The 24,150-nt window shown below is 62.7% G+C and carries 23 protein-coding genes and 1 tRNA gene; 14 read left to right on the top strand and 10 right to left on the bottom strand.

What is annotated here, in order from left to right; translation table 11 throughout:
* Nucleotides 1-17 precede the first annotated feature (17 nt).
* Nucleotides 18-806 carry an exodeoxyribonuclease III gene (locus CXR43_RS00715; RefSeq protein WP_103332142.1) on the bottom strand — a complete coding sequence of 263 codons (789 nt, stop codon included), beginning with the start codon at nt 804-806 and terminating at the stop codon, nt 18-20.
* A 422-nt stretch (nt 807-1,228) separates the two neighbouring features.
* Nucleotides 1,229-1,915, bottom strand: coding sequence for a response regulator transcription factor (locus tag CXR43_RS00705; RefSeq protein WP_103332140.1), 687 nt, complete (start codon nt 1,913-1,915; stop codon nt 1,229-1,231).
* A gap of 151 nt (nt 1,916-2,066) precedes the next feature.
* Between CXR43_RS00705 and ribA the strand changes: the two genes are divergently transcribed.
* From ribA to CXR43_RS00690, 3 genes are read left to right on the top strand one after another with little or no spacing between them, the layout of a single operon-like run.
* The gene (ribA, locus tag CXR43_RS00700) at nt 2,067-3,155 is read left to right on the top strand and encodes a GTP cyclohydrolase II (RefSeq protein WP_103332139.1); all 1,089 of its coding nucleotides are present in this window, start codon (nt 2,067-2,069) and stop codon (nt 3,153-3,155) included.
* A gap of 41 nt (nt 3,156-3,196) precedes the next feature.
* Nucleotides 3,197-3,655 (top strand): L,D-transpeptidase family protein, encoded by a 459-nt coding sequence (locus tag CXR43_RS00695; RefSeq protein ID WP_103332732.1) that lies wholly within the window; start codon nt 3,197-3,199, stop codon nt 3,653-3,655.
* Nucleotides 3,656-3,714: 59 nt separating this feature from the next.
* Nucleotides 3,715-5,601 carry an amylosucrase gene (locus tag CXR43_RS00690; RefSeq protein ID WP_246831243.1) on the top strand — a complete coding sequence of 629 codons (1,887 nt, stop codon included), beginning with the start codon at nt 3,715-3,717 and terminating at the stop codon, nt 5,599-5,601.
* Here CXR43_RS00690 and CXR43_RS00685 read toward each other — a convergent pair whose 3' ends face one another.
* Nucleotides 5,602-6,255, bottom strand: a complete 654-nt coding sequence (locus tag CXR43_RS00685; RefSeq protein WP_103332138.1) for a YggS family pyridoxal phosphate-dependent enzyme — start codon at nt 6,253-6,255, stop codon at nt 5,602-5,604.
* Between the two features lie 91 nt (nt 6,256-6,346).
* Nucleotides 6,347-7,333: a porin gene (locus tag CXR43_RS00680; RefSeq protein ID WP_103332137.1), complete on the bottom strand. Its 987-nt coding sequence runs from the start codon at nt 7,331-7,333 to the stop codon at nt 6,347-6,349.
* Between the two features lie 270 nt (nt 7,334-7,603).
* On the opposite strand from CXR43_RS00680, the gene CXR43_RS00675 reads away from it, so the two are divergent.
* From CXR43_RS00675 to CXR43_RS00655, 5 genes are all read left to right on the top strand, one after another.
* On the top strand, nt 7,604-8,152 hold the full coding sequence (locus CXR43_RS00675; RefSeq protein WP_103332136.1) for a DUF3576 domain-containing protein: 549 nt from the start codon (nt 7,604-7,606) through the stop codon (nt 8,150-8,152).
* A 153-nt stretch (nt 8,153-8,305) separates the two neighbouring features.
* The gene (gene leuS, locus CXR43_RS00670; RefSeq protein ID WP_103332135.1) at nt 8,306-10,861 is read left to right on the top strand and encodes a leucine--tRNA ligase; all 2,556 of its coding nucleotides are present in this window, start codon (nt 8,306-8,308) and stop codon (nt 10,859-10,861) included.
* On the top strand, nt 10,848-11,333 hold the full coding sequence (lptE, locus tag CXR43_RS00665; RefSeq protein ID WP_103332134.1) for an LPS assembly lipoprotein LptE: 486 nt from the start codon (nt 10,848-10,850) through the stop codon (nt 11,331-11,333). The genes leuS and lptE overlap by 14 nt, the downstream gene beginning before the upstream one ends.
* Entirely contained in the window at nt 11,330-12,355 is a 1,026-nt protein-coding gene (gene holA, locus CXR43_RS00660) for a DNA polymerase III subunit delta (RefSeq protein ID WP_103332133.1), read from the top strand. The genes lptE and holA overlap by 4 nt, the downstream gene beginning before the upstream one ends.
* A gap of 28 nt (nt 12,356-12,383) precedes the next feature.
* Complete coding sequence (locus CXR43_RS00655) at nt 12,384-12,704, top strand: hypothetical protein (protein ID WP_103332132.1); 321 nt, start codon at nt 12,384-12,386, stop codon at nt 12,702-12,704.
* An 18-nt stretch (nt 12,705-12,722) separates the two neighbouring features.
* Here CXR43_RS00655 and CXR43_RS00650 read toward each other — a convergent pair whose 3' ends face one another.
* The 4 genes from CXR43_RS00650 to CXR43_RS00635 all read right to left on the bottom strand — a co-directional run bounded on the left by CXR43_RS00650 (nt 12,723) and on the right by CXR43_RS00635 (nt 16,638).
* Nucleotides 12,723-13,868, bottom strand: a complete 1,146-nt coding sequence (locus CXR43_RS00650; RefSeq protein ID WP_103332730.1) for a TIGR03862 family flavoprotein — start codon at nt 13,866-13,868, stop codon at nt 12,723-12,725.
* Between the two features lie 244 nt (nt 13,869-14,112).
* On the bottom strand, nt 14,113-15,234 hold the full coding sequence (locus CXR43_RS00645) for a site-specific DNA-methyltransferase (protein ID WP_103332131.1): 1,122 nt from the start codon (nt 15,232-15,234) through the stop codon (nt 14,113-14,115).
* A gap of 90 nt (nt 15,235-15,324) precedes the next feature.
* Complete coding sequence (gene rnhB / locus CXR43_RS00640; protein WP_103332130.1) at nt 15,325-15,957, bottom strand: ribonuclease HII; 633 nt, start codon at nt 15,955-15,957, stop codon at nt 15,325-15,327.
* 102 nt (nt 15,958-16,059) lie between these two features.
* Entirely contained in the window at nt 16,060-16,638 is a 579-nt protein-coding gene (locus CXR43_RS00635; RefSeq protein WP_103332129.1) for a hypothetical protein, read from the bottom strand.
* Nucleotides 16,639-16,864: 226 nt separating this feature from the next.
* Between CXR43_RS00635 and CXR43_RS00630 the strand changes: the two genes are divergently transcribed.
* The 4 genes from CXR43_RS00630 (at nt 16,865) to CXR43_RS00615 (ending at nt 20,297) form a co-directional block, all read left to right on the top strand.
* On the top strand, nt 16,865-17,155 hold the full coding sequence (locus CXR43_RS00630) for a hypothetical protein (RefSeq protein ID WP_246831242.1): 291 nt from the start codon (nt 16,865-16,867) through the stop codon (nt 17,153-17,155).
* Complete coding sequence (locus CXR43_RS00625; RefSeq protein ID WP_103332127.1) at nt 17,127-17,831, top strand: winged helix-turn-helix domain-containing protein; 705 nt, start codon at nt 17,127-17,129, stop codon at nt 17,829-17,831. The genes CXR43_RS00630 and CXR43_RS00625 overlap by 29 nt, the downstream gene beginning before the upstream one ends.
* Nucleotides 17,832-17,921: 90 nt before the next feature.
* Complete coding sequence (locus tag CXR43_RS00620; RefSeq protein ID WP_103332126.1) at nt 17,922-19,016, top strand: carboxynorspermidine decarboxylase; 1,095 nt, start codon at nt 17,922-17,924, stop codon at nt 19,014-19,016.
* A gap of 45 nt (nt 19,017-19,061) precedes the next feature.
* A complete protein-coding gene (locus CXR43_RS00615) occupies nt 19,062-20,297 on the top strand; it encodes a saccharopine dehydrogenase family protein (protein ID WP_103332125.1) in 1,236 nt (411 codons plus the stop codon).
* 91 nt (nt 20,298-20,388) lie between these two features.
* Here CXR43_RS00615 and CXR43_RS00610 read toward each other — a convergent pair.
* Nucleotides 20,389-20,464, bottom strand: a tRNA-Lys gene (locus CXR43_RS00610).
* Between the two features lie 98 nt (nt 20,465-20,562).
* Here CXR43_RS00610 and dapF point away from each other — a divergent pair.
* Both dapF and mtaB read left to right on the top strand, forming a co-directional pair.
* Entirely contained in the window at nt 20,563-21,408 is an 846-nt protein-coding gene (dapF, locus tag CXR43_RS00605; RefSeq protein WP_103332124.1) for a diaminopimelate epimerase, read from the top strand.
* The gene (gene mtaB, locus CXR43_RS00600) at nt 21,405-22,673 is read left to right on the top strand and encodes a tRNA (N(6)-L-threonylcarbamoyladenosine(37)-C(2))-methylthiotransferase MtaB (protein ID WP_103332123.1); all 1,269 of its coding nucleotides are present in this window, start codon (nt 21,405-21,407) and stop codon (nt 22,671-22,673) included. The genes dapF and mtaB overlap by 4 nt, the downstream gene beginning before the upstream one ends.
* 29 nt (nt 22,674-22,702) lie before the next feature.
* Here the strand turns inward: mtaB and CXR43_RS00595 are convergent, their stop codons facing one another.
* Nucleotides 22,703-23,980: a Gfo/Idh/MocA family protein gene (locus tag CXR43_RS00595; protein ID WP_103332122.1), complete on the bottom strand. Its 1,278-nt coding sequence runs from the start codon at nt 23,978-23,980 to the stop codon at nt 22,703-22,705.
* Between the last annotated feature and the right edge of the window lie 170 nt (nt 23,981-24,150).

Raw genomic sequence — 24,150 nt, 5'->3', positions numbered from 1 at the left:
GGGCGTTTGGCCTGCCGCTATAGATCGAAGGTCGCAAAGACCGGCACATGGTCAGAGGGTTGCAGCCAGCCACGCACCGGGCGCAGGATGCGGCTGGAATGGCCCGCATTGGCGATGTCGCCCGAGGCCCAGATATGGTCAAGCCGGCGGCCCTTGTCGGCCGCGTCCCAATCGGCGGCGCGGTAGGACCACCAGCTGTAAAGCAGGCCTTGGGGGATGTCCTTGCGGGTGATGTCCTGCCAGCCGCCAGCCTCCATCACCTGATTGAGATGCTCGACCTCCACCGGGGTGTGGCTGACGATCTTCAGCAGGGCCTTGTGGCTCCAGACATCATCTTCACGCGGGGCGATGTTGAGGTCTCCGACAAGGATCGACCGGTCGGGCTTGTCCCAGCGGCACCATTCGCGCATGTCGGTCAGGAAATCGAGCTTCTGGCCGAATTTCGGGTTGATCTCGCGGTCGGGAATGTCGCCGCCTGCGGGCACATAGCAGTTGTGGATCGTCACCCCGTTTTCCAGCCGGGCTGCAACATGGCGGGCATGGCCCATGCGGGCAAAATCCCGCTCGCCTGCATCCATGATCGGCAGTTTCGACAGGATGGCCACGCCGTTATAGCCCTTTTCGCCGCGCGCCACCATGTAGCGATAGCCAAGCGCCTGAAACTGCGCGACCGGGATCTTGTCGACCGGGCTTTTGCATTCCTGCAGGCAGAGGATGTCTGGGGATTCCTCGGCCATCAGACGGGCCACCAGACCTTCGCGCAGGCGCACGGAATTGATGTTCCAGGTGGCGAGGGTGAAGGTCATGGCGCGTCTCCTTTGGGTCGCGCGCAGGTTAGGCGGCAGTGCGGGGCTTCTCAACCCTTGTCGTGGCAGCGCTTGGCGCAAGGGAGCGAGGCTTGCCAGGATCAATTCCCGCGACAGCCGGGATGGGCAGGCTATGGCAAAGAAAGACCCGAACCTTTCGGTCCGGGCCAAGGTCCAACAGGGAGGTGATTTTCAAACCCCGGATGGTGCTGTCCGGTTCCCGCCGCAGGATGATTTTTTCAAAGCACTGGGTCTGACGGCCAAAAAAAGGCCGGGCACGAGGCCCGGCCAGGTCCAACAGGGAGGTGCCGTGCCATAACCCCGACACGACAAGGGGAACTTCAGGAAAACAAGCGGTCAATCCATTCCGCCAATTTCAACCCTAAAGGTATAATAAGGGTGAATACGGCGACAATAGGACCTTACGCCACGAGCCGATATCCACCGCTTTCTGTGACCAAAATGCGCGCATTCGAGGGATCGGGTTCGATTTTCTGCCGCAAACGATAGATATGGGTTTCCAGCGTATGGGTGGTGACCCCGGCATTATAGCCCCAGACCTCGTGCAGCAGCACATCCCGCGCCACAACCCCGGATTGCGCCCGGTACAGGAATTTCAAGATGTTGGTCTCTTTTTCCGTCAGGCGGATTTTCTTTTCCTTGTCATCCAGCAGCATTTTTTGCGCCGGTTTGAAGGTATAGGGGCCGAGCTGAAAAATCGCGTCTTCGGATTGTTCATGCTGGCGCAATTGCGCCCGGATGCGGGCAAGAAGCACCGGAAACTTGAAGGGCTTTGTCACATAATCATTGGCACCCGCGTCCAGACCCAGAATGGTATCCGAATCACTGTCATGCCCGGTCAGCATCAGGATCGGGCACTTGACGCCCTGCTTGCGCATCCGGCGGCACAACTCGCGCCCATCGGTATCGGGCAGGCCGACATCCAGGATGACAAGATCGTAGAGCGCGGCCTTGGCTTTTTCCATACCTTCGGCCCCGGTTCCAGCTTCGAACACGTCGAAATCCTCGGTCATGACCAATTGCTCGCTCAGCGCTTCGCGCAGGTCGTCATCATCGTCCACCAGCAGGATCTTGCGAAGTTGTGCCATCAGGGCCTCCCTTGTTCTCTGCCCTATCACATGAGCGTGCGCGGCGCGGGTCACAAGAATTGCAACCTTTGCCTCACGCGGACGTGTGAGCAGCGGGGGATATGTTTCAATTGCGCAATTCCCCGGCTAGAGATGGGCGCAGGAGAGTGCCATGACCCTTGCGCCAACGATTACCGAACGGCTGACCCGCGCGCGGGGCGACCTGCGCATGGGCGTGCCGATTGTGCTGTCGGGGGGCGGGCGCGCGGCCTTGGTGGTGGCGGTCGAAGCCTTGGCGGCGGACCGGCTTGGGTCTTTGCGGGCTTTGGGGGCTGCGGAACTGGCGCTGACGGCGCGGCGGGCCGAGACGCTCAAGGCGCGGGCCTATGATGGCGATCTGGCGCGGATCACGGTGCCTGCCGATGCGGATGTCGCGTGGCTGCGCGCATTGGCCGACCCGGCCGATGATTTGCGGATGCCAATGAAGGGGCCGCTGCGGTCGGTGCGCGAAGGCGCGGCAGACCTGCACCGGGCGGCATTGGCTTTGGCAAAATCGGCGCATCTGTTGCCTGCGGCCCTGCTGGTGACCGTGCCCAATGGTCTTGCGCTGGCGGCAGAGTTGGGGCTGACCTTTCTGACCCTGGATGCCGTGGCCCCTGCCCTGTTGCAGCTTTCGCCCTTGCATGAGGTAACCTCGGCGCGGCTGCCGATGGTCGCCTCTGATGCCGGGCGCGTGCATATCTTCCGCCCCGAAGATGGTGGGGATGAACATTACGCGATCGAGATCGGCCAGCCCGACCGCAAGGCCCCGGTGCTGGCGCGGCTGCATTCGGCCTGTTTTACCGGCGATGTGCTGGGATCTTTGAAATGCGACTGCGGCCCGCAACTGCGTGCGGCCTTGGCCCAGATGGGGGCTGAGGGCGCGGGGGTGTTGCTCTACCTCAATCAAGAGGGGCGCGGGATTGGGCTGGCCAACAAGATGCGCGCCTATTCCTTGCAGGATCAGGGGTTTGATACGGTGGAAGCCAATCATCGGCTGGGGTTCGAGGATGACGAGCGCGATTTTCGGATCGGTGCCGATATCTTGCGCGGAATGGGATTTTCGGCGGTGCGGTTGCTGACCAACAACCCGAAAAAGCTTGCGATGATGGAGTCTTGCGGCGTGCGGGTCGTGGAGCGGGTGCCCTTGCAGGTGGGCCAGACCGCGCAGAACGCGGGCTATCTGGCGACCAAGGCGGCAAAGTCGGGGCATCTGCTGTGACGCCCGCCGATCTGGTGATCACGCGCTGGGGCGCGCGGTTCATGGGGCGGCGGTTTCCCTGCGTGGTCGGGCGCGGCGGGATTGTGCCCGCCCGCGCCAAACGGGAGGGCGACGGGGCCACCCCCGCTGGCACGCACCGGATTGTCGGGATGCTGTATCACCCGGCGCGGCTGGCACCACCTGCGGATTGGGCGCTGCCAACGGCCCCCGCCGACCGCTGGTCGGATGACAGTGAAGACCGCGATTACAATCTGATGGTCCGTCTGCCGCATCCCCACAGCCATGAGCGGCTGCAACGGCCAGATCCGCTGTACGATCTGATCCTGATCACCGATTGGAACTGGCCACAGGCGGAGCCGGGGCGCGGATCGGCGATCTTTGTCCATACCTGGCGCAAACCGCGGTATCCGACGGCGGGCTGCGTTGCCTTTGCGCGGGCAGATCTGTTGTGGATTGCGGCACGGATCCAGCATCGGACGCGGTTGATCATCCGGGGCTAGCCTCTTTCCAAACCGCTTTGGATTGCCTAATCTGTCGCCGACACCACGGGAGGACGACCATGGCCTTGGCACGCGCATCGGCGGATGACGAGATTTTCGCGCTGCGCCTTGACCGGTCTGCCTCTGACCTCTGGCCGATGCTGGAAGCGCTCTATGGCCGCCACCCGGCCTTTGATGCCTTTCGTGCCAACCTTCTGAAGGCGCTGAAGAAAGCCTGGGCCGCGCGGCCCGCCGACCTGAAACGGCTGGACCTGAAACGAGATCTGGAGCCGGACTGGTTTCAGCGGTCGGACATGGCGGGTTATGTGTTCTATATCGACCGCTTTGCCGGCACCTTGCGCGGGGTGCTGGACAAGCTGGACTATCTGACCGACCTGGGCATCACTTACGTGCATGTCATGCCCTGCCTGAAGCCGCGCCCGGGCGACAGCGATGGCGGCTATTCGGTGATGGATTACCGGCAGATCAACCCGGCCTATGGCACGATGGCCGATTTTGAAGAGGTCAGCCGGGCGTTGCGGCAGCGCGGGATCTCGTTGTGCATCGACCTGGTGCTGAACCACACCGCGAAAGAGCATCCTTGGGCCAAGAAAGCGGCCAAGGGCGATGCACGCTTTCAGGATTACTACCTGATGTTCGACTCGCCCGAGATGCCCGCGCGCTATTCCGAAACACTGGTTGAGGTGTTTCCCGAACATGCGCCGGGAAATTTCACGCATTACCCGGCCTTTGATCGCTGGGTCTGGACCACGTTCAACGAACACCAGTGGGATCTGAACTGGGCCAACCCGCAGGTGTTTCTGGAAATTGTCGAGATCATGCTGCATCTGGCCAATCGCGGGGTCGATGTGCTGCGGCTGGATGCGGTGGCCTTCATGTGGAAACGGCTGGGCACGCGCTGTCAGTCAGAGCCCGAGGTGCATATGCTGTTGCAAGCGCTGCGGGCCTGTTCACGCATCGCCGCCCCGGCGGTGATTCATCTGGAAGAGGCGATTGTATCGCCTGCGGAAATGCTGCCCTATCTGGGACGCGGGCAGCATGATGGCAAAGAGGGCAATCTTGCCTATCACAACAGCCTGATGGTGCAGTTCTGGAGCGCGCTGGCCACGCGTGACACGGGGCTTATGGCACATGTACTGTCCACGCATTTCCCCGAAACCCTGCGCAATGCGACCTATGCCACCTATATCCGCTGCCATGACGATATCGGCTGGGCAATAACGGATGAGGATGCGCATGCGGTGGGCCTGTCGGGTCCGGCGCACAGGGCCTTTCTGTCCGATTTCTATGAGGGAAGCTTTCCAGGGTCTTTCGCCCAAGGCGCGCTGTTTCAGGTGAACCCAGACACCGGCGACAAGCGCATTTCCGGCAGTTTTGCCGCGCTGGCCGGGCTGGAGCGGGCACAAGCCACGGGCGATGCGGCGGGGGTGGATCTGGCGGTGCAGCGGATGCTGATGGGCCATGCCCTGATCGCAAGCTTTGGCGGCATCCCCTTGATCTACATGGGGGATGAACTGGCCCTGCCGAATGATTACGGCTATCTGCAGGTGCCCGCCCATGCGCATGACAGCCGCTGGATTCACCGGCCGCAGATGGACTGGCAGGCGGTGGCACGGCGCAATGACGAAACCACCCCGGCGGCGCAGGTCTATTGGGGCACCCGGCATATTCTGGCACGCAGGCGAGGGGTCGCGGCGCTGCATGCCGGCAATGGCACACGGGTGGTCTTCCCCGAAGCACGCGGCGTCTTTGCGTTTCAGCGGCTGGCCCCGACCGGGGTGGTGCTGTGCCTGTTCAACTTTACCGAGCACTGGCAGCAGGTGCCCGAGGACTGGGTGCGCGCGCAGGGCGTCAGCCAGATGCACGACATGTTGTCGGGCCATGTGGTGGAAACGCATCATGGCGCGGTGGCCCTGCCGCCCTATGCACGGGTCTGGATGGTCTGATCAGCCGTAGTCGCGCGCGCCGAAAATGGCGCTGCCGACGCGGATATGGGTGGCACCATGGGCGATGGCCACCTCAAAATCGCTGCTCATGCCCATCGACAGGCCGGAAAGGCCATTGCGTGCGGCCATCTGGGCCAGCATGGCGAAATGCGGGGCCGGGTCTGCGCCTTCGGGCGGGATGCACATCAGGCCCTGCACCGGCAGGTCCATCGCACGGCATTGGGTGAGGAACGCATCGGTATCATCCGGCAGGATGCCGGCTTTTTGCGGCTCGGCCCCGGTGTTGACCTGTATGAAAAGCTGCGGGCTGGCACCGCGCGCCTGCGCCAGTTTTGCCAGCTTTTCAGCCAGTGACGGGCGATCCACAGTGTGGATGGCATCGAACAGCTCTACCGCTACTTTGGCCTTGTTGGTTTGAAGCGGGCCGATCATGTGGACCTGCACCGGCCCGAAACGGGCGCGCAGGTCGGGCCATTTGGCCTGCGATTCCTGCACATAGTTTTCGCCGAACAGGCGGTGGCCCTGATCCAGCACCGCAACCACGCGGTCCAGCGGCTGCACCTTTGACACGGCGATCAGCTGGACCGACCCGGGCGCGCGGCCATGGGCGGCGCAGGCGGCGGTCAGGCGGGACTGGATGGCGGCAAGTGACATGGCGAAACCCCTGTGTGTGGTGGTCCCCCATAGCACAAAAGAAAAGAGCGGGCACAAGGCCCGCTCTTTCCGTGACGTTGATCGGTTAAGATCAGAAGTCGAAGCGAACGCCCAGGCCGACAATGGTCGACTCGGCGTAGTTGCGGTGGATGTCTGCACCCAGACGTGCGCCACCCAGGTCGTAGTCAGCGCCGATACCGAAAGCGGTGTCGGTCACGTTGCCAACCGCGTCGTCATGAGCCACATAGCCACGCAGGGTCAGAGCGTCCATCTTGTAGTTACCGTACAGGGTCACACGCTCTTGGTCAGCTTCACCTTCTGGATCAGAGTTGAAGTACAGCAGGCCAACGTTTGCGATGTCGGACAGAGCGTACTGAGCACCCAGGTAGGTGACGGTGTCACCATCGACGCCGCCAGCGTTGTCAGCGTAAGCAGCCGAGATCGTAAACTGACCGAAGTTGTAGTCAGCGGCGATCGACATTTCCGCATCGGTGGTGGAGTCGGTCTGATTTGGGTTGATGTACGATGCCTTCAGGTTGAAGCCAGCGATCGAGTAGCTTGCGAAGATACCCATGCGATTACGCTCGCCTTGCGCTGTCGTAGCAACGACTTCGTCGGTGATCGGATCGACCGTGAAGGTGGTCACGTCAGCGCTGTACGGGCTGGTCGAGAACGCGTAGAAACCACCGATCGGGTTGCCGAAGCTGCGGTTCAGGTAACCGATTTCCGAGTTGTACATCAGAGCAGCCGAGTCGATCGCGGTGTTGGAGTTACCAACTTCGACGCGCAGACCTTCGTAGGTTGCGTACAGCATGGCTGGCGACAGTTGAGCGCCCGTCAAACCGTCGTCGTACTGCATACGGATACGACCACCGAAGGTCACGCCAGCGTCAGTGGTTTTCGAAGCGTCGATGTTCACACGCATACGCATGTTGACCTGCGAATCCGGGGTGCCAGCAGGCGCATCCGAATTGTAGTCCAGACCGAAGCGGCCGAAGCCCGACAGTTCAACGCCATCAGCAGCGGCGAGCGGTGCGGTCAGTGCCAGCACGGTCGTCGCGAGAAGAACTTTTTTCATGTTATTCCCTCTTTCCTCAAGGTAAGCCCGCCGCAGGGGAATCCGCAGTCGGAATGATGGTGTTTTCCACCCAGCACCCCCGGATTGCAACGAAGACCGCAACCGCCGCCAAAAACCGGGAAAGCGTGGTGCAGCAATGCCACAGATGGCCGCAGCCCCCGCGGTGCCCCTATAAAGCGCCGGCGCCCTCTGCCGGGCCGGGGTGTGAAAAGCCTTGGCACGCCCCAAGCCCTAGGCTAGACAACCCTTAAAGAGATTGCGGGGGTGCAGATGTTCTTTCACCGTCTGGCACGGGTTGTCATTTTCAGCGGATTGGTCGGCGGGCTTGCGGCCTGTGGCAGCGGGATCGCCAGCGGCGACAGCGGCTTGTTCCGCCGGTCCCCCGCCAGCGAAGCGCAGATCGAGCAACGGGGCCGCGCCGAAGCGCAGCGCGCTGCCTATGCGCGATCCTCGCGCGATGATGACCGGCCGACCTCGACCATCTGGGATCTGTTCCGCAACGCCGATGATCCGAACACCACGGTCGAGGTGAACAAGTATCTGTGGCAGGCCAGCCTTGACGTTCTGAACTTCCTGCCGATTGACTCGGTCGATCCGTTCACCGGCGTGATCTCGACCGGATACGGCACGCCGCCCGGCGGGGGCCGCGCCTATCGCGCCACGGTCTATGTGCAGGACCCGGCGCTGGATGCCCGGTCGCTGCGCGTGGCGCTGCAAACCCGCGGCGGCGGGGCAGTGGCGACAGAAACCGCGCGGTCGATCGAAGATGCCATCCTGACCCGCGCGCGGCAGCTGCGGATCCGCGACAGCAATCTGTAAGGGTTTTTTCCTGACGGGGTCGGGCGGGGCGCTTTGGGCGCCCCGTTTGCGTTGAGGCCGGATGCCAGCGCAAGTTTCAAACGCGCTTTGCCTTGACGGCTGGACCTTTTGCGTCGGTTCGGTGTAACTCCGCCCAGCACCCGGAGGTTTTTCATGTCGCGCTACGAACCCGCCCAGATCGAACCGAAATGGCAGGCTGCCTGGGATGAGGCCCAGGCCTTTCTGGCCCGGCGCGATCCGGCAAAACCGAAGTATTATGTGCTGGAGATGTTCCCCTACCCGTCGGGGCGCATCCACATGGGGCATGTGCGCAACTATACCATGGGCGATGTGGTGGCGCGCTACAAGTCGGCGCAGGGTTTTTCTGTATTGCACCCAATGGGTTGGGACGCGTTTGGCATGCCCGCCGAAAATGCCGCGATGGAGCGTGGCGGCCATCCGAAGGACTGGACCTACAGCAATATCGCCGACATGCGCGGCCAGATGATGCCGCTGGGTCTGTCCATCGACTGGACCCGCGAATTCGCCACCTGCGACCCGGAATATTACGGCCAGCAGCAGGCGATGTTCATCGACATGATGGCCGCCGGGCTGGTCTATCGCAAGAACGCGGTGGTGAACTGGGACCCGGTTGACATGACCGTGCTGGCCAATGAGCAGGTGATCGACGGCAAGGGCTGGCGGTCGGGCGCTGCGGTCGAACGGCGCGAGCTGACACAGTGGTTCTTCAAGATCTCAGACTATTCCGAAGAGCTGCTGAGCGCGCTGGACGGGCTGCACAACTGGCCGGAAAAGGTGCGGCTGATGCAGGCCAACTGGATCGGCCGGTCACGGGGGCTGCAGTTCGGGTTCGAAACCGTGGGGGCGCCTGCAGGGTTTGACCGGCTGGAGGTTTACACGACCCGGCCAGATACGCTGATGGGGGCATCCTTTGCCGCCATATCGGCCGATCATCCGCTGGCAAAGGTGTTGGAGGCGGACCCGAAAGTGGCGGCCTTCGTGGCCGAATGTCGCCGCGGCGGCACGAGTGCCGAAGAGGTCGAGACGGCGGAGAAGATCGGCTATGACACCGGCATCCGCGTGAAGCATCCGCTTGATCCGACATGGGAATTGCCGGTGTGGATCGCGAATTTCGTGCTGATGGACTATGGCACCGGCGCAATTTTCGGCTGCCCGGCGCATGACCAGCGCGACTTTGAATTTGCCAGCAAGTACGGCTTGCCGATTGACACGGTCTTTGTGGCGGAAAACGGCGATGACACGCCGCTGACCGAGGCCTTTGTGCCGATGAAATCAGAGCGCGTGCGTTATGTGCGCGGCTTTTCCGGCGCTGCGGTGCAGACCGGTGATGAGGCTGTGGCCGCGGCCATTGCCCATGCCGAGGCAAACGGCTACGGCACCGGCGTCACCAAATTCCGCCTGCGCGACTGGGGCGTGTCGCGCCAACGCTATTGGGGCTGCCCCATTCCGGTGGTGCATTGCCCCGCCTGTGGCGTGGTGCCCGAGGCCAAGGAAAATCTGCCGATCCGCCTGCCCGATGATGTCAGCTTTGACGTGCCCGGCAATCCGCTTGACCGGCATCCGACCTGGCGCGACTGCAGCTGCCCGAAATGTGGCGGCGCGGCGCGGCGCGAAACCGACACGATGGACACGTTTGTCGATTCGTCCTGGTATTACGCGCGCTTTACCGCCCCGCGTGCGGCCACACCAACCTCGCTGCCCGATGCCGATTATTGGATGAACGTCGACCAGTATATCGGTGGGATCGAACATGCGATCCTGCACCTTCTGTATTCGCGCTTCTTTGCCCGGGCGATGGCAAAAACCGGACATCTGCCCGAAAGCGCCATCGAGCCGTTCAACGCACTGTTCACCCAAGGCATGGTGACCCATGAGATCTACAAGACCACCGATACGGCTGGTCGCCCGGTCTATCATCTGCCAGAGGATGTGCTGCACACCGATACCGGGGTGACCTTGGCCGATGGCACGGCGGTTGAGGTGATTCCCTCGGCCAAGATGTCGAAATCCAAAAAGAATGTCGTCGATCCGATGAACATCATCGCCAGCTTCGGTGCCGATACCGCGCGCTGGTTCGTGATGTCGGACAGCCCGCCCGAGCGGGATGTGGAGTGGACATCTTCAGGGGCGGAAGCCGCGTTCAAGCACCTGTCCCGCGTCTGGAGCCTGTGCAGCCGGATCGGCGATATGCCGGGCGATCATGTGGGAAGCGGTGACGACGATCTGCGCCGCGCGACGGCAAAGGCGATTGACGAGGTGACGCGGGCCATTGACAGCTTTGCGTTCAACAAGGCGATTGCGGGGCTTTACGGCTTCACCAATACGCTGGGACGCGCCAACGCCTCGACACCCGTCATGAAGGACGCGATCCGCACCCTCGCACAGCTGATGCAGCCGATGGTGCCGCATATCTCCGAATCGATCTGGAGTTTTCAGGGCGGTCAGGGGCTGTGCTGTCAGGCCCCATGGCCAAAGGCGGACCCGGCGCTGCTGGTGGATGACACGGTGATCCTGCCGATCCAGATCAACGGCAAGCGCCGGGCGGAAATCAGCGTACCAAAAGACATGTCTGCGGCAGAGATTGAAAAGATTGCCTTGGCGGATGAGGATGTGATCAGGTTCCTTGCCGGCCAGCCGGTGAAGAAAATCATCGTTGTGCCAGGGCGTATCATAAATGTCGTTGCCTGACCGAAGATTTGTGCTTTTGGCGCCACTGGCCCTTATGGCCTGTGGCTTTGCCCCGGCCTATGGGCCGAGGGGCGCGGCGCGGGGTCTGCAGGGGCAGATCCGGGCGGCCGATCCCAATGACAAGCGCGGCTTCGATCTGGTCGAGCGTCTGGAAGAGCGGCTGGGCCGGCCCGAAGCCCCCCGGTTCGATCTGAATTACACCATCGTGACGACCGCCGATACGTTGGGGATCACCCCCGAAAATGCGATCACCCGCTATCACCTGACCGGGTTCATCGACTGGACCCTGATCAGCCGTGAGACAGGCCAACGCACAACCGGCGGGCGGGTGCAGGGGTTCACCGCCTATTCCGCCACCGGCAGCACTGTGGCGGGGCAGTCCGCCGAAGAGGATGCCGCCTTTCGTCTGATGCGGATTCTGGCCGACCAGATCGTGACCCGGCTGATTGCCACTTCGGGTGGCTGGGCATGATCCTGAAGGGGATCGAGGCCAGTCGCTATTTCGCAAAACCAGACCCGACCAAGGCCGGCGTGCTGATCGCCGGGGCCGATCCGATGCGCGTGGCCCTCAAACGGCAAGAGGTGATCGCCGCGCTGATCGGGCCCGAGGGAGAGGGCGAAATGCGGCTGACCCGGATCCAGGCTGCCGAGTTGCGCAAGGATGCTGCTGCCCTGCTGGATGCGGTCAAGGCGGTGGGGTTTTTCTCCGGCCCGCGCGTGGCCTTTGCCGAGGATGCGACAGACGCACTGGCCCCGACCATCGCAGCGGCGCTGAAGGACTGGAAGCCCGGAGATGCGACAATTGTCGTCACCGCAGGCAATCTGACGGCGAAATCGGCGCTCAGGATGCTGTTTGAAAAGCACCCCAATGCCTTTTGTGCGGTGCTTTATGACGACCCACCCACGCGCGAAGAGATAGAGACGGCGCTGAAGACGGCGGGGCTGAGCGCGATCGACCGTGAGGCAATGGCCGATCTGACCACACTTGCCCGGGCGCTGGACCCGGGCGATTTTCGGCAGACGCTGGAAAAGATCGCGCTGTATAAACATGGCGACCCCACTGCCCTGACCCCTGCCGATGTGGCCGCGATGGCACCCGCCACGCTGGAGGCCGAGGTTGATGATTTGCTGCACGCGGTGGCGGATGGCCGTGCCCCGGCCATCGGACTGCTGATGCGGCGGCTGGAAGGACAAGGTGTCTTGCCGGTTACCATCTGCATTCAGGCGTTGCGTCACTTCCGGGCGCTGCACATTGCGGCCTCGGACCCGTCGGGCGTGGCCAATGGCTTGCAAAAGGCGCGGGTGTTCGGGCCGCGACGCGACCAGATGCAGCGGCAGGCCCTCGCATTGGGGATGCGCACGCTGGAGCGTGCGGTGTCAGATCTGCTGGAAACCGATCTGACCCTGCGCTCAACCTCGCGCGCGCCCGGCATGGCGCTGATGGAACGCGCGCTGATCCGGTTGGCGATGGCGCGGCGTCAGGATACACGATAGCCGACCGCAAAGCCGCAGGAGTGTTGGGATGTCAGAGTTCGAAGCCGTGCTGGCCCCGCTGGCCCGCATCACCCGAAAACACACGACCATCGAAGCCTATGTCTACTGGCACAAGGATGGTGCCTGGTCAGATGCGGCCGGGGAAAGCCTCGATGCCGAAGAAATTGTCTTCTATGCCGAGGGGTTGTTGATGGAGGGTTTTGGTCTGGCCTGGGATCATCTGGCCGACCCGCAGCTTGGCGACCACATCCGCCTGTGTTTCTGGCAGGGCGCGCAGCCCGCCTTGCCGGGCCTGCCCCAGGCGGCCAGCCGGCTGGCGGGCGGAGCCAGCAGCCCAAACACCGCCTGACCCGGCTCCACCCTTCGGTCAGACCTGCGCCGCATGACGCCCGGCCCAACGGCCTGTCGCCCAGCAGCCTGTCAGCAGATAGCCGCCGGTCGGGGCTTCCCAATCCAGCATCTCGCCGCAGGCAAATACATGCGGCACAGTCCGCAGTTCCAGCCCCTCTGTCAGGCTGTCGCGGATGATACCGCCGGCGGTGGAAATTGCCTCGTCCATCGGTCTGGGGCCGGTCAGCGGCAGCGGCAGGGCTGTGAGGGCGCGCTCCAGCGGCATCTGGCGGCCAAACTCCATGACCAATGCCGCAGCAGCCGGGGAAAGCCCCAGTTTGCGCAGCCGGTTGGCCAGACTGTCGCCGCGTTTCAGGCGCGCAACGCGGGACGACACGGCCAGAGGGGCCAGATCGGGCAGCAGGTTGACGGTCAGCCCGGCCCCGTCCCGCAGAGAGGCGGAAAGGGCATAGATCGCACTGCCCTCTACCCCGCGCGCCGACAGGATGAACTCGCCCTTGACGACTTGGGACCCCGCCGTGAGTAAGGCGGGCTTGATCGGCTGGCCAAAATGCGGGGCCATATGCGACGACCACTCCACGCCGAACCCCATGTTGGCCGGGCGGAACGGGGCGAGCGCAACGCCCTGTTCCACCAGCCACGGCACCCAAGCCGCATCAGACCCCAACCGTGCCCAGCTGGCCCCACCAAGGGCCAGAACGGTGACCCGCGGACGTAAAAGCTGCGGGCCATGCGGAGTGGCAAAGCACAAGGCGTCGCCCTCCCACCCCTGCCAGTGCCAGCGGGTGCGCAGGTCCACACCCTGCCCGGCCAGTCGCAGCAGCCAGGCCCGGAGCAGGGGTGACGCCTTCATGGCCTTGGGAAACACCCGGCCCGACGTGCCGGTAAACACGTCCTGCCCCAGATCACGGCACCACTGCGCCACCTGTTCGGGGCCAAACTCGCGCAGCATCGGGGCCAGCCAGTCGCTGTCAAAGGCGGCGGCAAAACGGGCGGGCGATTCATCCTTGGTCACGTTCAGCCCGGATTTGCCCGCCATCAGAAACTTGCGGGCCGGGGATGGCTTGGCCTCAGCCACCACCACGCGGCGGCCGGCGCGGGCCAGTTCTTCTGCCGCCATGAGCCCGGCCGGCCCTGCCCCGATGACCAGCGCATCTGTCATGCGGATTTCATACTCTGTGGGATCCCCCGCTTCGCGCTCACTGCTTGCGTCACTCATGCCTTGTCTTTCGCCGGGAACCGGACGGATGGCAACCAAAAGCCACCGGACCGCCCCATCAAAGTAAAGGACCCCGCCATGCAACCATGGCGGGGCAAGTGGCGCTGCAGGCGGACTGCAGTGCTGGCGTAAACGGAATATGAGGGAGGTAGGGCGGGTTCACCCCGCCCAAGGAGTCAGGCCGCGATCAGTTCGGCCGCGCGTGATCGGCTTCCATTTCGGCGCGGATCTGCTGGCGCAGGATGTCGATGGGGATCATCTTGCCGTCGCGCTTGAAGTGCCAGTAGGTCCAGCCGTTGCAGCTTGGTGCCCGCTCATAGGCGGCACCCACCTGATGGATCGAGCCTTTGACATCATTGCCGACCAGTGTCCCGTCGGCGCGCACCTTGGCCATGTAGCGGTTGCCAATCGAATAGAGCTCTTCGCCCGGCCGCAGCATGCCGCGTTCCACCACCTGACCGAAGGGCACGCGGGGTTCGGACCGTTTTGATCCGGTGATCTCCAGCGCAGAGGCGTCGAACTTGCGCACGCGGGCGAGGCGGGCCTCGGCCACGGTACGGTAGGCTTCCTCGCGTTCGATACCGATGAAATCGCGGCCCAGCATCTTGGCCACGGCGCCGGTGGTGCCCGTGCCAAAGAACGGGTCCAGCACCACATCGCCGGGATTGGTGGTGGCGATCAGGATGCGGTGCAGCAGGCTTTCGGGCTTTTGCGTCGGATGCGCCTTGTCGCCATTGGCATCTTTCAGCCGCTCATGCCCGGTGCAGATTGGCAGCACCCAGTCTGACCGCATCTGAATGCCATCGTTCAGCGCCTTGAGTGCCTCATAGTTGAAGGTGTATTTGGCATTCTCATCGCGGGAGGCCCAGATCAGGGTTTCATGCGCATTGGTCAGGCGCTTGCCCTTGAAATTCGGCATCGGGTTCGATTTGCGCCAGACCACATCGTTCAAGAGCCAATAGCCCTGGTTCTGCAATTCCGCGCCAAGGCGGAACACGTTGTGATAGCTGCCGATCACCCAGATCGCCCCGTTGGGCTTCAAAAGGCGTTTGGCGGCCTTGAGCCAGGCGCGGGTGAAGTCATCGTAGACCGCAAAGCTGCTGAACTGGTCCCAATGGTCATCCACCGCATCGACCTTGGAATTATCCGGCCGGTGCAGATCGCCCTTGAGCTGCAGATTGTAGGGAGGGTCGGCGAAGATCAGGTCTACCGATCCCGCTGGCAGGCTGTTCATCACGTCGATGCAGTCGCCTGCAAGGATCTGGTTCAGGGGCAGATCTGCCCCCGATGCTTTGGTCTTTGACGTCATCTTCTGCCTCTGTCCCCGGCGTCATTTGGCGCGCCGTATCTGTGGATAAGAATGAGTCAGAGATGATTCGGCGTCAAATTCTTTATTGAATCAAGGGGTTACGTATTTCTCTTGATACAAGATATTGTGGACGGGTCTGAACGAACGTCTATGAACAGGGGTCACCCCAAGATTTAGAAGTGCCGCCAGATGCGCTTTGGTCGGATAACCGGCGTTCCCCTCCCAGCCATAACCGGGGTATTGTTGCGCCAAATCCACCATGAGCCGGTCGCGCGTCACTTTCGCGCAGATCGAGGCAGCGGCGATCGACAGGGATTTGGCATCCCCCTTCACGATGGCCAGCCCGGGGCACGAAAGATTGCGGGGCATCAGGTTGCCGTCGATCAGCGCGAAATCGGCCCCCAGCGCTGCCACCGCGCGTTCCATCGCCAGATGGCTGGCGCGCAGGATATTGAGCGCGTCGATCTCTTCCACGCTCGCATGGGCTATTGCGATCTGAGCGACATCCAGCAGTTCGGCGTAGAGCCGGTCCCGGCAGGCGGCGGTCAGAGTCTTGGAATCCCCCAGGCCTGCGGGAATGCGGGCCGGGTCGAGCCGGACCGCCGCGGCGGTGACCGGGCCGCACAGGGGGCCGCGGCCGACCTCGTCCACCCCGACGACAAAGGTCGCCCCCTTGGCAAGGGCAGACTGTTCATGGGTGAAATCGGGTTGCTGTTTTGTCATGCCCCGGCATAGCGCGGAGCGCGCGCGGAAAACAGGGGTGGAAGTGGCTCACCCTCCCACCCCGCGCCGATGTGGCGGCAGTCCACATCTGCAAGGACAGAGTCAGTAATAGGGGCGCGGATGGCCACGTCCAAAGTCCCGGTCCTGCCAGCGGCCACGATCACGGCCAAAATCACGCGGCCCACGATCATGGTGCCGCCCCGAATCGACCCGATAGCCGGCATGGCGCAGGCAGTCTTGCGCATAGACCCGGTCGGTTCGACCAAAGATACGGGCCTGATAGGCGCAGTGGCGCGGCAGACGATCGACAAACCCCTGCCGACGCAGGCAGCGTTCCGGATAGACGGTGATATCACGGCGAGCGCCGGAAATCTCGACAGCACAGGCCGCAGGTATACGCGGGCTGCGCACCTGAACCAGAGGCGGCAGATACGCGGGATGTGTCCGGGCGGTCGTGCCGGGGTGCACGGCGATGCCAACAGCAAGCGCAGGCATCAAAGGCTTGGCGACGCCGCCGCGCTGCTGGTCGGCGCGGGCGGGTCCGCCAATGGCGGCCATCAGGACTAGAATCGTGAGGCCAGTGGCCAGCACAGCGGCCAGCCGACGCAGCGGCTGCGGTGTCGGGCGCGGCATGCAGGGCAGCATCGCGGTCGGGGTGATGGCGGGAACGGCGGCAAACATGGGGGCCTCCTGTCTGTGAAGCAAGCATTCTGCCCGGTGCGACCATCGCACCAGACGCGGTGCCCTGATGGTGCGTCGCGCCGTCGCAGACAGGCAATATCGGCTGGCTGATATGGGATAACAGCGGCCATCCGGCGCAGATCTGGCTGCTTGATATTGAATATCGGGGCAAAGACACGCAACTGTGGAGGGAGCATCAGGCCAGTCGGCCGCGCAGGAGACAGCTATGACACCCCGTTCGATGATCTTTGCGGCTTTCCTTGCCCTGACAGCGGCGGGGCCTGCTTCGGCGGAATGCTACGCAGATTACAAGGCCAAGCAGGATGACCCCTTGCGTCTGCACTACGGTGTGGCGCAAGTCAGCGACGGCAACTGCTCGCCCGGTGCCGCACAGGGCGAATTGCGGCCTCGGCTTGCATCGGCGGGCTGGACGTTGTTGAACGTGTTGGGAACATTCGGCCCCGAGGGCCTTGGCGAAAGGCAAGCGAGTGCTGGAGAATTCTATCTCCGTTATTGAGAGTCTGAAGGCAGGCAACCGGGTGGTCAGCTATGGCATTGCCGCCATTGTCCTGATCCTGTTCGGGGCCGCGCTGTTCCTGTTTCTCAGCCTGCCAGACGCCAATGCCTTCAATGCACGGGTCGAACGGTTGTTTGTCGAAAACGACAACCTGACCACCAATGCCGAGATCAAGCTCTTGGAAATTCTGGCGCAATCGGGCACGTCGTTTTCCGAGGTCCTGCAAAGCTACCGCATGGTGATCTTTGTTTTGCTGGTGTTTTCAACGGCGCTCTTGATATCGGCGCTGGTCTTTCTGGTGATGATCATCGCCCTGAACCGGCGAATATCGGCGATCCAGCGGTCGGGCATTCAGGTCGCCAGCCTGATGATTTCGCGGGAAGGCCGGGCGGTCTATATCAACGATATGGAATTTGCCCTGACCGAAGCGGCGCTGGAAACCCTTTCAGTGCTGGCAGAAGCGCGGATGGATGACGAAGTGCTGACGGGGGCACAGATAGAATCGGTGATTTCGGGCCGCAACGAGGTGGATTGCGACGAAGCCGCCGGCGCCACACGGGTGAAGCGCCTGCGCGACACCTTGGGCAATCAGCTGGTCAGTGAATTGCTGGTCAAGACCATTGCGCGCCGGGGCTATGTCTTGGCCGTTGGCAAGGACGTCATCCGCATGATCTGACTGTCATCGGGCCGTCACAGGGCTTGCATAGGGGGGGTGGGGGCCATAAATAGCGCCCTTCTTCCTTCTGCTGCCCGAAAGGGGGATGCGATGATCCAGACACCCTACTACCTGATCGACCGCATCAAACTGGCGCGGAACATGGCCATTATGGATGAGCTGCGCACAGCATCTGGGGCAAAAACCCTGCTGGCGCTGAAATGCTTTGCCACATGGGGCGTGTTCGACCAGATGCGGCAGCATATGGACGGCACCACATCCTCGAGTCTTTATGAACTGAAGCTGGGGCGCGAGCGGTTCGGCAAGGAAACCCACGCCTATTCGGTCGCCTGGGCGGATCATGAGATTGCCGAGGCTGTAGGCTATGCCGACAAGATCATCTTCAATTCCATTGGTCAGCTGACGCGGTTCGACACCCAGTCGGCCAGCATCAACCGTGGTCTGCGCCTGAACCCGCGCTTTTCCACCAGCGGGTTTGATCTGGCCGATCCGGCGCGGCCGTTCAGCCGTCTGGGCGAATGGGATGCGACCAAGATCGAACAGGTGATGGACCGGATTTCCGGCTTCATGATCCATTACAACTGCGAGAATGACGATTTCGACTTGTTTGACCGCCAACTGACTCGGATTGAGGATGAGTTTGGCATGCTGCTGTCGCGGCTGGATTGGGTCAGCCTTGGCGGCGGCATCCACTTCACCGGAGAAGGCTATCCGCTGGCAAAACTGGCCGCGCGGTTGAAAGCGTTTTCCGAACGCTTTGGCGTGCAGGTCTATCTGGAGCCGGGCGAGGCTGCGATTACCGGGGCCGCGAGCCTTGAGGTGACAGTGCTGGACGTGCTGAACAACGGCAAGGATCTTGCGGTGGTCGATTCTTCGGTCGAGGCGCATATGCTCGACCTGCTGATCTATCGCATATCGGGCAAGATCGAGACCACGGGTGATCACCCGGTCCAGATCTGCGGCAAATCCTGCCTTGCGGGCGATGTCTTCGGTGAATTCAATTTCCCCGCCCCCTTGCAAGTGGGCGACCGGCTGAGCATCGCCGATGCAGCGGGCTATACCATGGTCAAGAAGAACTGGTTCAACGGGGTGAAGATGCCGGGCATCGTCATCAAGGAACTTGACGGGTCGATGACCGTCGCGCGTGAATTCGGCTATGCCGATTTTGAAGGCAACCTTGGGTAATCAAGGCGGCACCCTTCCCTCTGTCCTTAAAGGAGACGGTTCGAAGTGAAACGGAATGTTCTGATCATCGGCGCGGGTGGCGTGGCCCAAGTGGTGGCGCATAAGGCAGCGCAGCACAATGACCGCCTGGGCGACCTTCACATCGCCAGCCGCACCGTGGCCAAGGCTGAAGCGATCATTGAAAGCGTACATGCCAAATCGGCCATGAAGGTGCCGGGCGTGTTTGCCGCCCATGCCTTGGATGCGATGGACACCGCTGCCGTGGTCGCACTGATCAAGGCGACGGGATGTCAGATCGTGATCAACGTCGGATCTCCCTTTGTGAACATGCCGGTGCTGGATGCCTGCATTCAGGCGGGTGTGGCCTATATGGACACGGCAATTCATGAAGATCCGGGCAAGATCTGCGAAGCGCCCCCCTGGTATGGCAATTACGAATGGAAACGGCGTGAGGCTTGTAAAGCCGCTGGCGTGACCGCCATTCTGGGCGTCGGTTTCGACCCCGGCGTGGTCAATGCCTATGCCCGCGTGGCCGAAGGCATGATGGACAGCATCACATCGATCGACATTGTCGACATCAATGCCGGGTCACATGGCAAATGGTTTTCCACGAACTTTGACCCCGAGATCAACTTCCGCGAATTCACCGGCACAGTGTATTCGTGGCAGAATGGCGCATGGCAGACCAACACCATGTTCGAGGTCGGCAAGACCTTCGACATGCCGGTGGTGGGCGAACAGAAGGCGTATCTGACCGGGCATGACGAGGTGCATTCGCTGTCTGCCCGCTATCCCGCTGCCGATGTGCGGTTCTGGATGGGATTTGGCGACCATTACATCAACGTGTTTACGGTGCTGAAAAACCTTGGCCTCTTGTCGGAACAGCCGGTGACCACGGCCGAAGGGCTGGAAGTGATTCCGCTCAAGGTGGTCAAGGCCGTTCTGCCCGACCCGGCCAGTCTTGCGCCCAATTACACCGGCAAGACCTGCATCGGTGACTTTGTCAAAGGCACCAAGGATGGCAAGCCGGTCGAGGTGCTGATCTACAACGTGGCGGATCACAAGGAAGCCTACGAAGAGGTCGGCTCTCAGGGCATCAGCTATACCGCGGGCGTTCCGCCGGTCGCTGCCGCTTTGCTGATTGCCGAGGGCGTCTGGGATGTGGGGGCCATGGCCAATGTCGAAGACATGGACCCTGCCCCGTTCATCACCTTGCTGAACCAGATCGGGCTGCCGACGCGGATCAAGGATGCCGCAGGCGACCGGGCTTTGACCTTCTGAAACACAACCCGCCGGAAACGGCGGGTTTTTTTTGCGCGCTGCAGGGCGCAGAATCAAAAAACCCGGGCCAAGGCCCGGGTTTTTGGAGAAGTGGTGAGCCGGACAGGATTCGAACCTGTGACCCGCTGATTAAAAGTCAGCTGCTCTACCAACTGAGCTACCGGCCCACAACTGGGGCGCTGATTACGGTCAGAGGCCGGTGGGGTCAAGGACAAAAGATGCAGGGCTCTGGCAAATCTGCCGGATCGGGCGTATATGCCCGCGAATGGACAAGATGCCCCAGCCAGACGGCCTGCCCTTCATGAAAATGCACGGTGCCGGCAATGACTTCGTGGTGATCGACTCGCGCGGGCGGGCCGGGGCGCTGGTGACCCCTGCGCTGGCGTTGGCCCTGGGCGACCGGAACCGCGGTGTCGGCTTTGATCAGCTTGCCGAGATTCGGGACGGCGTCGACGGGGCAGACTTCACGCTGGATTTCTGGAACAGCGATGGCAGCCGCGCCGGAGCCTGCGGCAATGCCACACGCTGCGTGTCGGATTATGTGATGCGGGGGTTGGGGCAGGATTCCGTGACACTGACCACCGCGCGCGGCGGGCTGTCCGCCGTACGGCTGACCGATGGGCGGGTATCCGTGAACATGGGCGCGCCGCAGCGCGATTGGCAGGCAGTGCCACTGGCGCACGAGGTTGACCTTATGCACCTGCCCCTGCCCCGCGATCCGGTGGCCGTGGGCATGGGAAACCCGCATTGCGTGCTGTTTGTCGAGGATGCCGAAGCGGTGGATGTGGCAGGTCTTGGCCCGCGCTATGAACATGACCCTCTGTTTCCCGAGCGTACGAATGTGGAGTTCGTCTCTGTCATCGGCCCTGACCGCCTGCGGATGCGGGTATGGGAGCGGGGGGCGGGGATCACGCTGGCCTGCGGGTCCGGGGCTTGCGCCACCGCCGTGGCCGCGCATCTGCGCGGGCTGACCGGGCGACGCGTCGTGCTGGACCTTGATGGCGGTGTGCTGGAGGTGGATTGGCGGAGCGACGGCGTCTGGATGACCGGTCCGGTGGCGCATGTGTTCGATGGCTGGCTGACGCCGGCCTTTCTGGCGGCCCACCCATGACTGCGCCGGTTTTCGCCACCCTGGGCTGCCGCCTGAACGCTTACGAATCCGAAGCGATGAAGGAACTGGCCGCAGCTGCCGGGCTGACAGGCGCGGTGATCGTGAACACCTGCGCTGTCACCGCCGAGGCGGTGCGCAAGGCCAAGCAGGAGATTCGCCGCCTGTCGCGCGAAAATCCCGGTGCCGCGGTCATTGTGACCGGCTGTGCCGCGCAGACCGAACCCGAAACCTTTGCCGCCATGGCGGAAGTCACGCAAGTGATCGGCAATACTGAAAAGATGCAGGCCGCGACCTGGGCTGCCATCGCCGGCCCCGATTTCATCGGCCAGACCGAGCGGGTGCAGGTCGATGACATCATGTCGGTGCGCGAAACGGCCGGCCATCTGATCGACGGCTTTGGCCGCCACCGCGCCTATGTTCAGGTGCAGAACGGCTGTGATCATCGCTGCACCTTCTGCATCATCCCCTACGGTCGGGGCAATTCGCGGTCCGTTCCCGCAGGTGTGGTGATCGAGCAGATCAAGCGGCTGGTGGGCAAGGGCTTCAACGAGGTGGTGCTGACCGGGGTTGACCTGACATCATGGGGCGCTGATCTGCCCGCCACGCCGCGTCTGGGCGATCTGGTGATGCGCATCCTGCGGCTGGTGCCGGACCTGCCGCGCCTGCGGATTTCGTCGATTGATTCGATTGAGGCCGACGACAACCTGATGCTGGCCATCGCGACCGAGCCGCGCCTGATGCCGCATCTGCACCTGTCCTTGCAGGCGGGCGATGACATGATCCTGAAACGGATGAAGCGCCGCCATTTGCGCGATGATGCGATCCGCTTCTGCGAAGAGGCGCGGCGGTTGCGACCCGATATGGTGTTCGGAGCCGATATCATCGCCGGTTTTCCGACCGAGACGGAAGCCATGTTCGAAAACAGTCTGAGGCTGGTCGATGAGTGCGGGCTGACCTTCCTGCACGTCTTTCCGTTCAGCCCGCGCAAAGGCACGCCCGCAGCCCGGATGCCACAGCTGAACGGGCCAGAGATCAAGACTCGTGCCGCCCGGCTGCGCGCCAAGGGAGAGGCGGCGTTGACCCGGCACCTGTCTGCGCAGATCGGCCAGACCCATCGGGTGCTGATGGAGGGCCCTCGCATGGGCCGGACAGAGCAGTTTACCGAGGTCGATTTCGCGCAGGATCAGCCGGAAGGGCAGATCATGACCGCATGTATCGAGGGTTTCGGGACCACGCGGCTGCTGGCACGCCCGGAATTGGCGTGACCGCGCTCCGTCTGGTCTGGGCCTGCTGTTCAGATGCGGGCGATGCCAGCCCGTGCAAGCAGCGGGCCGATCTCTTCAACGCGCCCCGACTCCAGCGCGGCATTGGCCGCAATTCCGGCAAGGATTGACCAGGCCCCGGCGCGATGGTCTGAAGCAAGGCTTTCAGGTCCGCCGGCACCGAAAATGTCTTCCAGCATCAAAGGGTCTGCCCCGCCGTGATCGCCCTGTGCCTCTGGCACGGCAATGGCCACAGGTTCCTGTCCGGCCAGATGAAGCGTGGTGGTGACAGACTGCTTTTCCTTGGGCCGCTTGCCCCCAAACACGCCATGCACTTCGACATGCCGGTGGCTCAGCTGTCCGCCGGTGCCGTGAACCATCACCTCCAGCCCTTCCCAGGGGGCATAGGCGGTCAGGCTGTAATTGGCGGTGACGCCATTGGCAAAGCGGATCTGGGCCTGCAGCGTGTCTTCCAATGTGATCTCGGGGGAAAAGATGCACTGGTCGCGGTGATAGCCATCCTCGCCTTCCGCATCTCGGTAAAGGGCGGCCAGACGGTCATCGGCATCCAGATCAAGGGGATAAGGGCAGCGTTGCCTGACCGGGCATCCGGTGCAGCGCGGGCCATGACCTGACAGCCCAAGGTCTGCCGCGCGGGCGGGGCTATAGGCCAAGCGCCCGCCGGACGCCGCGACGGCGACAGGGTTGGTGCCCAGCCACCAGTTCATCAGGTCAAAATGATGCGTGGCCTTGTGAACAAAAAGCCCCCCCGAGTTGGCCTTGTCGCGGTGCCAGCGGCGAAAGTAATCCGACCCGTGCACCTGATCCAGATGCCAGCGGAAATCGAGCCCTGTGACCGTGCCGATGGTCCCGGCGGCCAGCAGGGCGCGGATCTGCTGGCGCGCTGGGGCATAGCGGTAGTTGAAGGTCACGCGCAGCTTGCGACCGGTGCGGTCCTGTGCCGCCAGGATCTGGCGCAAGGAGGGCAGGTCGATGGTCATCGGCTTTTCGCAGATCACGTCGCAGCCCGCCTCCATCGCGCGGATGATGTAACCGGCATGGGTATGGTCGGGGGATGCGATCAGCACGGTATCGGCCCCTTGTTCGGCAATCATCCGGTCGAAATCGGCGGGTAGATAGGTGGCGATGCCATTGGTACCGGGCTTTGCCACCGCTGCCGCCGAGAGGGACAGCCGGTACGGGTTGGTGTCGCACAGCGCCACCAGATCATGCCGGCCGGCATAGGGCCCGGTCAGAGCGTTGCGGAACATCTGATGCCGCGATCCGCAGCCGACAAGAGCAACCTTCATTCTGTGGCAACCTTCATTCTGGCGTCCTTGCCGTAACTGTCCTGATCTGCCCGATGATGTGCTGACCTTCCATGGTCGACAGGGCATGCCTGTTGGGCTTGGTGCATTTTTGCACCCGGATGCCTTTTGCAGCCCCGATGTGACGCCAATATGGTCAGATGATGCTCAGG

It is taken from the genome of Pseudotabrizicola formosa, from assembly GCF_002900965.1.
Classification (GTDB): Bacteria; Pseudomonadota; Alphaproteobacteria; order Rhodobacterales; family Rhodobacteraceae; genus Pseudotabrizicola; species Pseudotabrizicola formosa.
The sequence above is the reverse complement of the archived record's forward strand: the minus strand, read 5'-3'. Positions and strand labels throughout refer to the sequence as shown.

Coding starts and splice junctions, on each gene's coding strand:
- mtaB (WP_103332123.1), top strand. CDS start 21,405: ATGACTGCGCCGGTTTTCGCCACCCTGGGCTGCCGCCTGAACGCTTAC.
- CXR43_RS00650 (WP_103332730.1), bottom strand. CDS start 13,868: ATGACAGATGCGCTGGTCATCGGGGCAGGGCCGGCCGGGCTCATGGCG.
- CXR43_RS00685 (WP_103332138.1), bottom strand. CDS start 6,255: ATGTCACTTGCCGCCATCCAGTCCCGCCTGACCGCCGCCTGCGCCGCC.
- CXR43_RS00630 (WP_246831242.1), top strand. CDS start 16,865: ATGACACCCCGTTCGATGATCTTTGCGGCTTTCCTTGCCCTGACAGCG.
- ribA (WP_103332139.1), top strand. CDS start 2,067: ATGACCCTTGCGCCAACGATTACCGAACGGCTGACCCGCGCGCGGGGC.
- rnhB (WP_103332130.1), bottom strand. CDS start 15,957: ATGACAAAACAGCAACCCGATTTCACCCATGAACAGTCTGCCCTTGCC.
- CXR43_RS00715 (WP_103332142.1), bottom strand. CDS start 806: ATGACCTTCACCCTCGCCACCTGGAACATCAATTCCGTGCGCCTGCGC.
- CXR43_RS00635 (WP_103332129.1), bottom strand. CDS start 16,638: ATGTTTGCCGCCGTTCCCGCCATCACCCCGACCGCGATGCTGCCCTGC.
- dapF (WP_103332124.1), top strand. CDS start 20,563: ATGGACAAGATGCCCCAGCCAGACGGCCTGCCCTTCATGAAAATGCAC.
- holA (WP_103332133.1), top strand. CDS start 11,330: ATGATCCTGAAGGGGATCGAGGCCAGTCGCTATTTCGCAAAACCAGAC.
- CXR43_RS00655 (WP_103332132.1), top strand. CDS start 12,384: ATGTCAGAGTTCGAAGCCGTGCTGGCCCCGCTGGCCCGCATCACCCGA.
- CXR43_RS00645 (WP_103332131.1), bottom strand. CDS start 15,234: ATGACGTCAAAGACCAAAGCATCGGGGGCAGATCTGCCCCTGAACCAG.
- lptE (WP_103332134.1), top strand. CDS start 10,848: ATGTCGTTGCCTGACCGAAGATTTGTGCTTTTGGCGCCACTGGCCCTT.
- CXR43_RS00695 (WP_103332732.1), top strand. CDS start 3,197: ATGGGGCGGCGGTTTCCCTGCGTGGTCGGGCGCGGCGGGATTGTGCCC.
- CXR43_RS00705 (WP_103332140.1), bottom strand. CDS start 1,915: ATGGCACAACTTCGCAAGATCCTGCTGGTGGACGATGATGACGACCTG.
- CXR43_RS00620 (WP_103332126.1), top strand. CDS start 17,922: ATGATCCAGACACCCTACTACCTGATCGACCGCATCAAACTGGCGCGG.
- CXR43_RS00595 (WP_103332122.1), bottom strand. CDS start 23,980: ATGAAGGTTGCTCTTGTCGGCTGCGGATCGCGGCATCAGATGTTCCGC.
- CXR43_RS00680 (WP_103332137.1), bottom strand. CDS start 7,333: ATGAAAAAAGTTCTTCTCGCGACGACCGTGCTGGCACTGACCGCACCG.
- leuS (WP_103332135.1), top strand. CDS start 8,306: ATGTCGCGCTACGAACCCGCCCAGATCGAACCGAAATGGCAGGCTGCC.
- CXR43_RS00690 (WP_246831243.1), top strand. CDS start 3,715: ATGGCCTTGGCACGCGCATCGGCGGATGACGAGATTTTCGCGCTGCGC.
- CXR43_RS00675 (WP_103332136.1), top strand. CDS start 7,604: ATGTTCTTTCACCGTCTGGCACGGGTTGTCATTTTCAGCGGATTGGTC.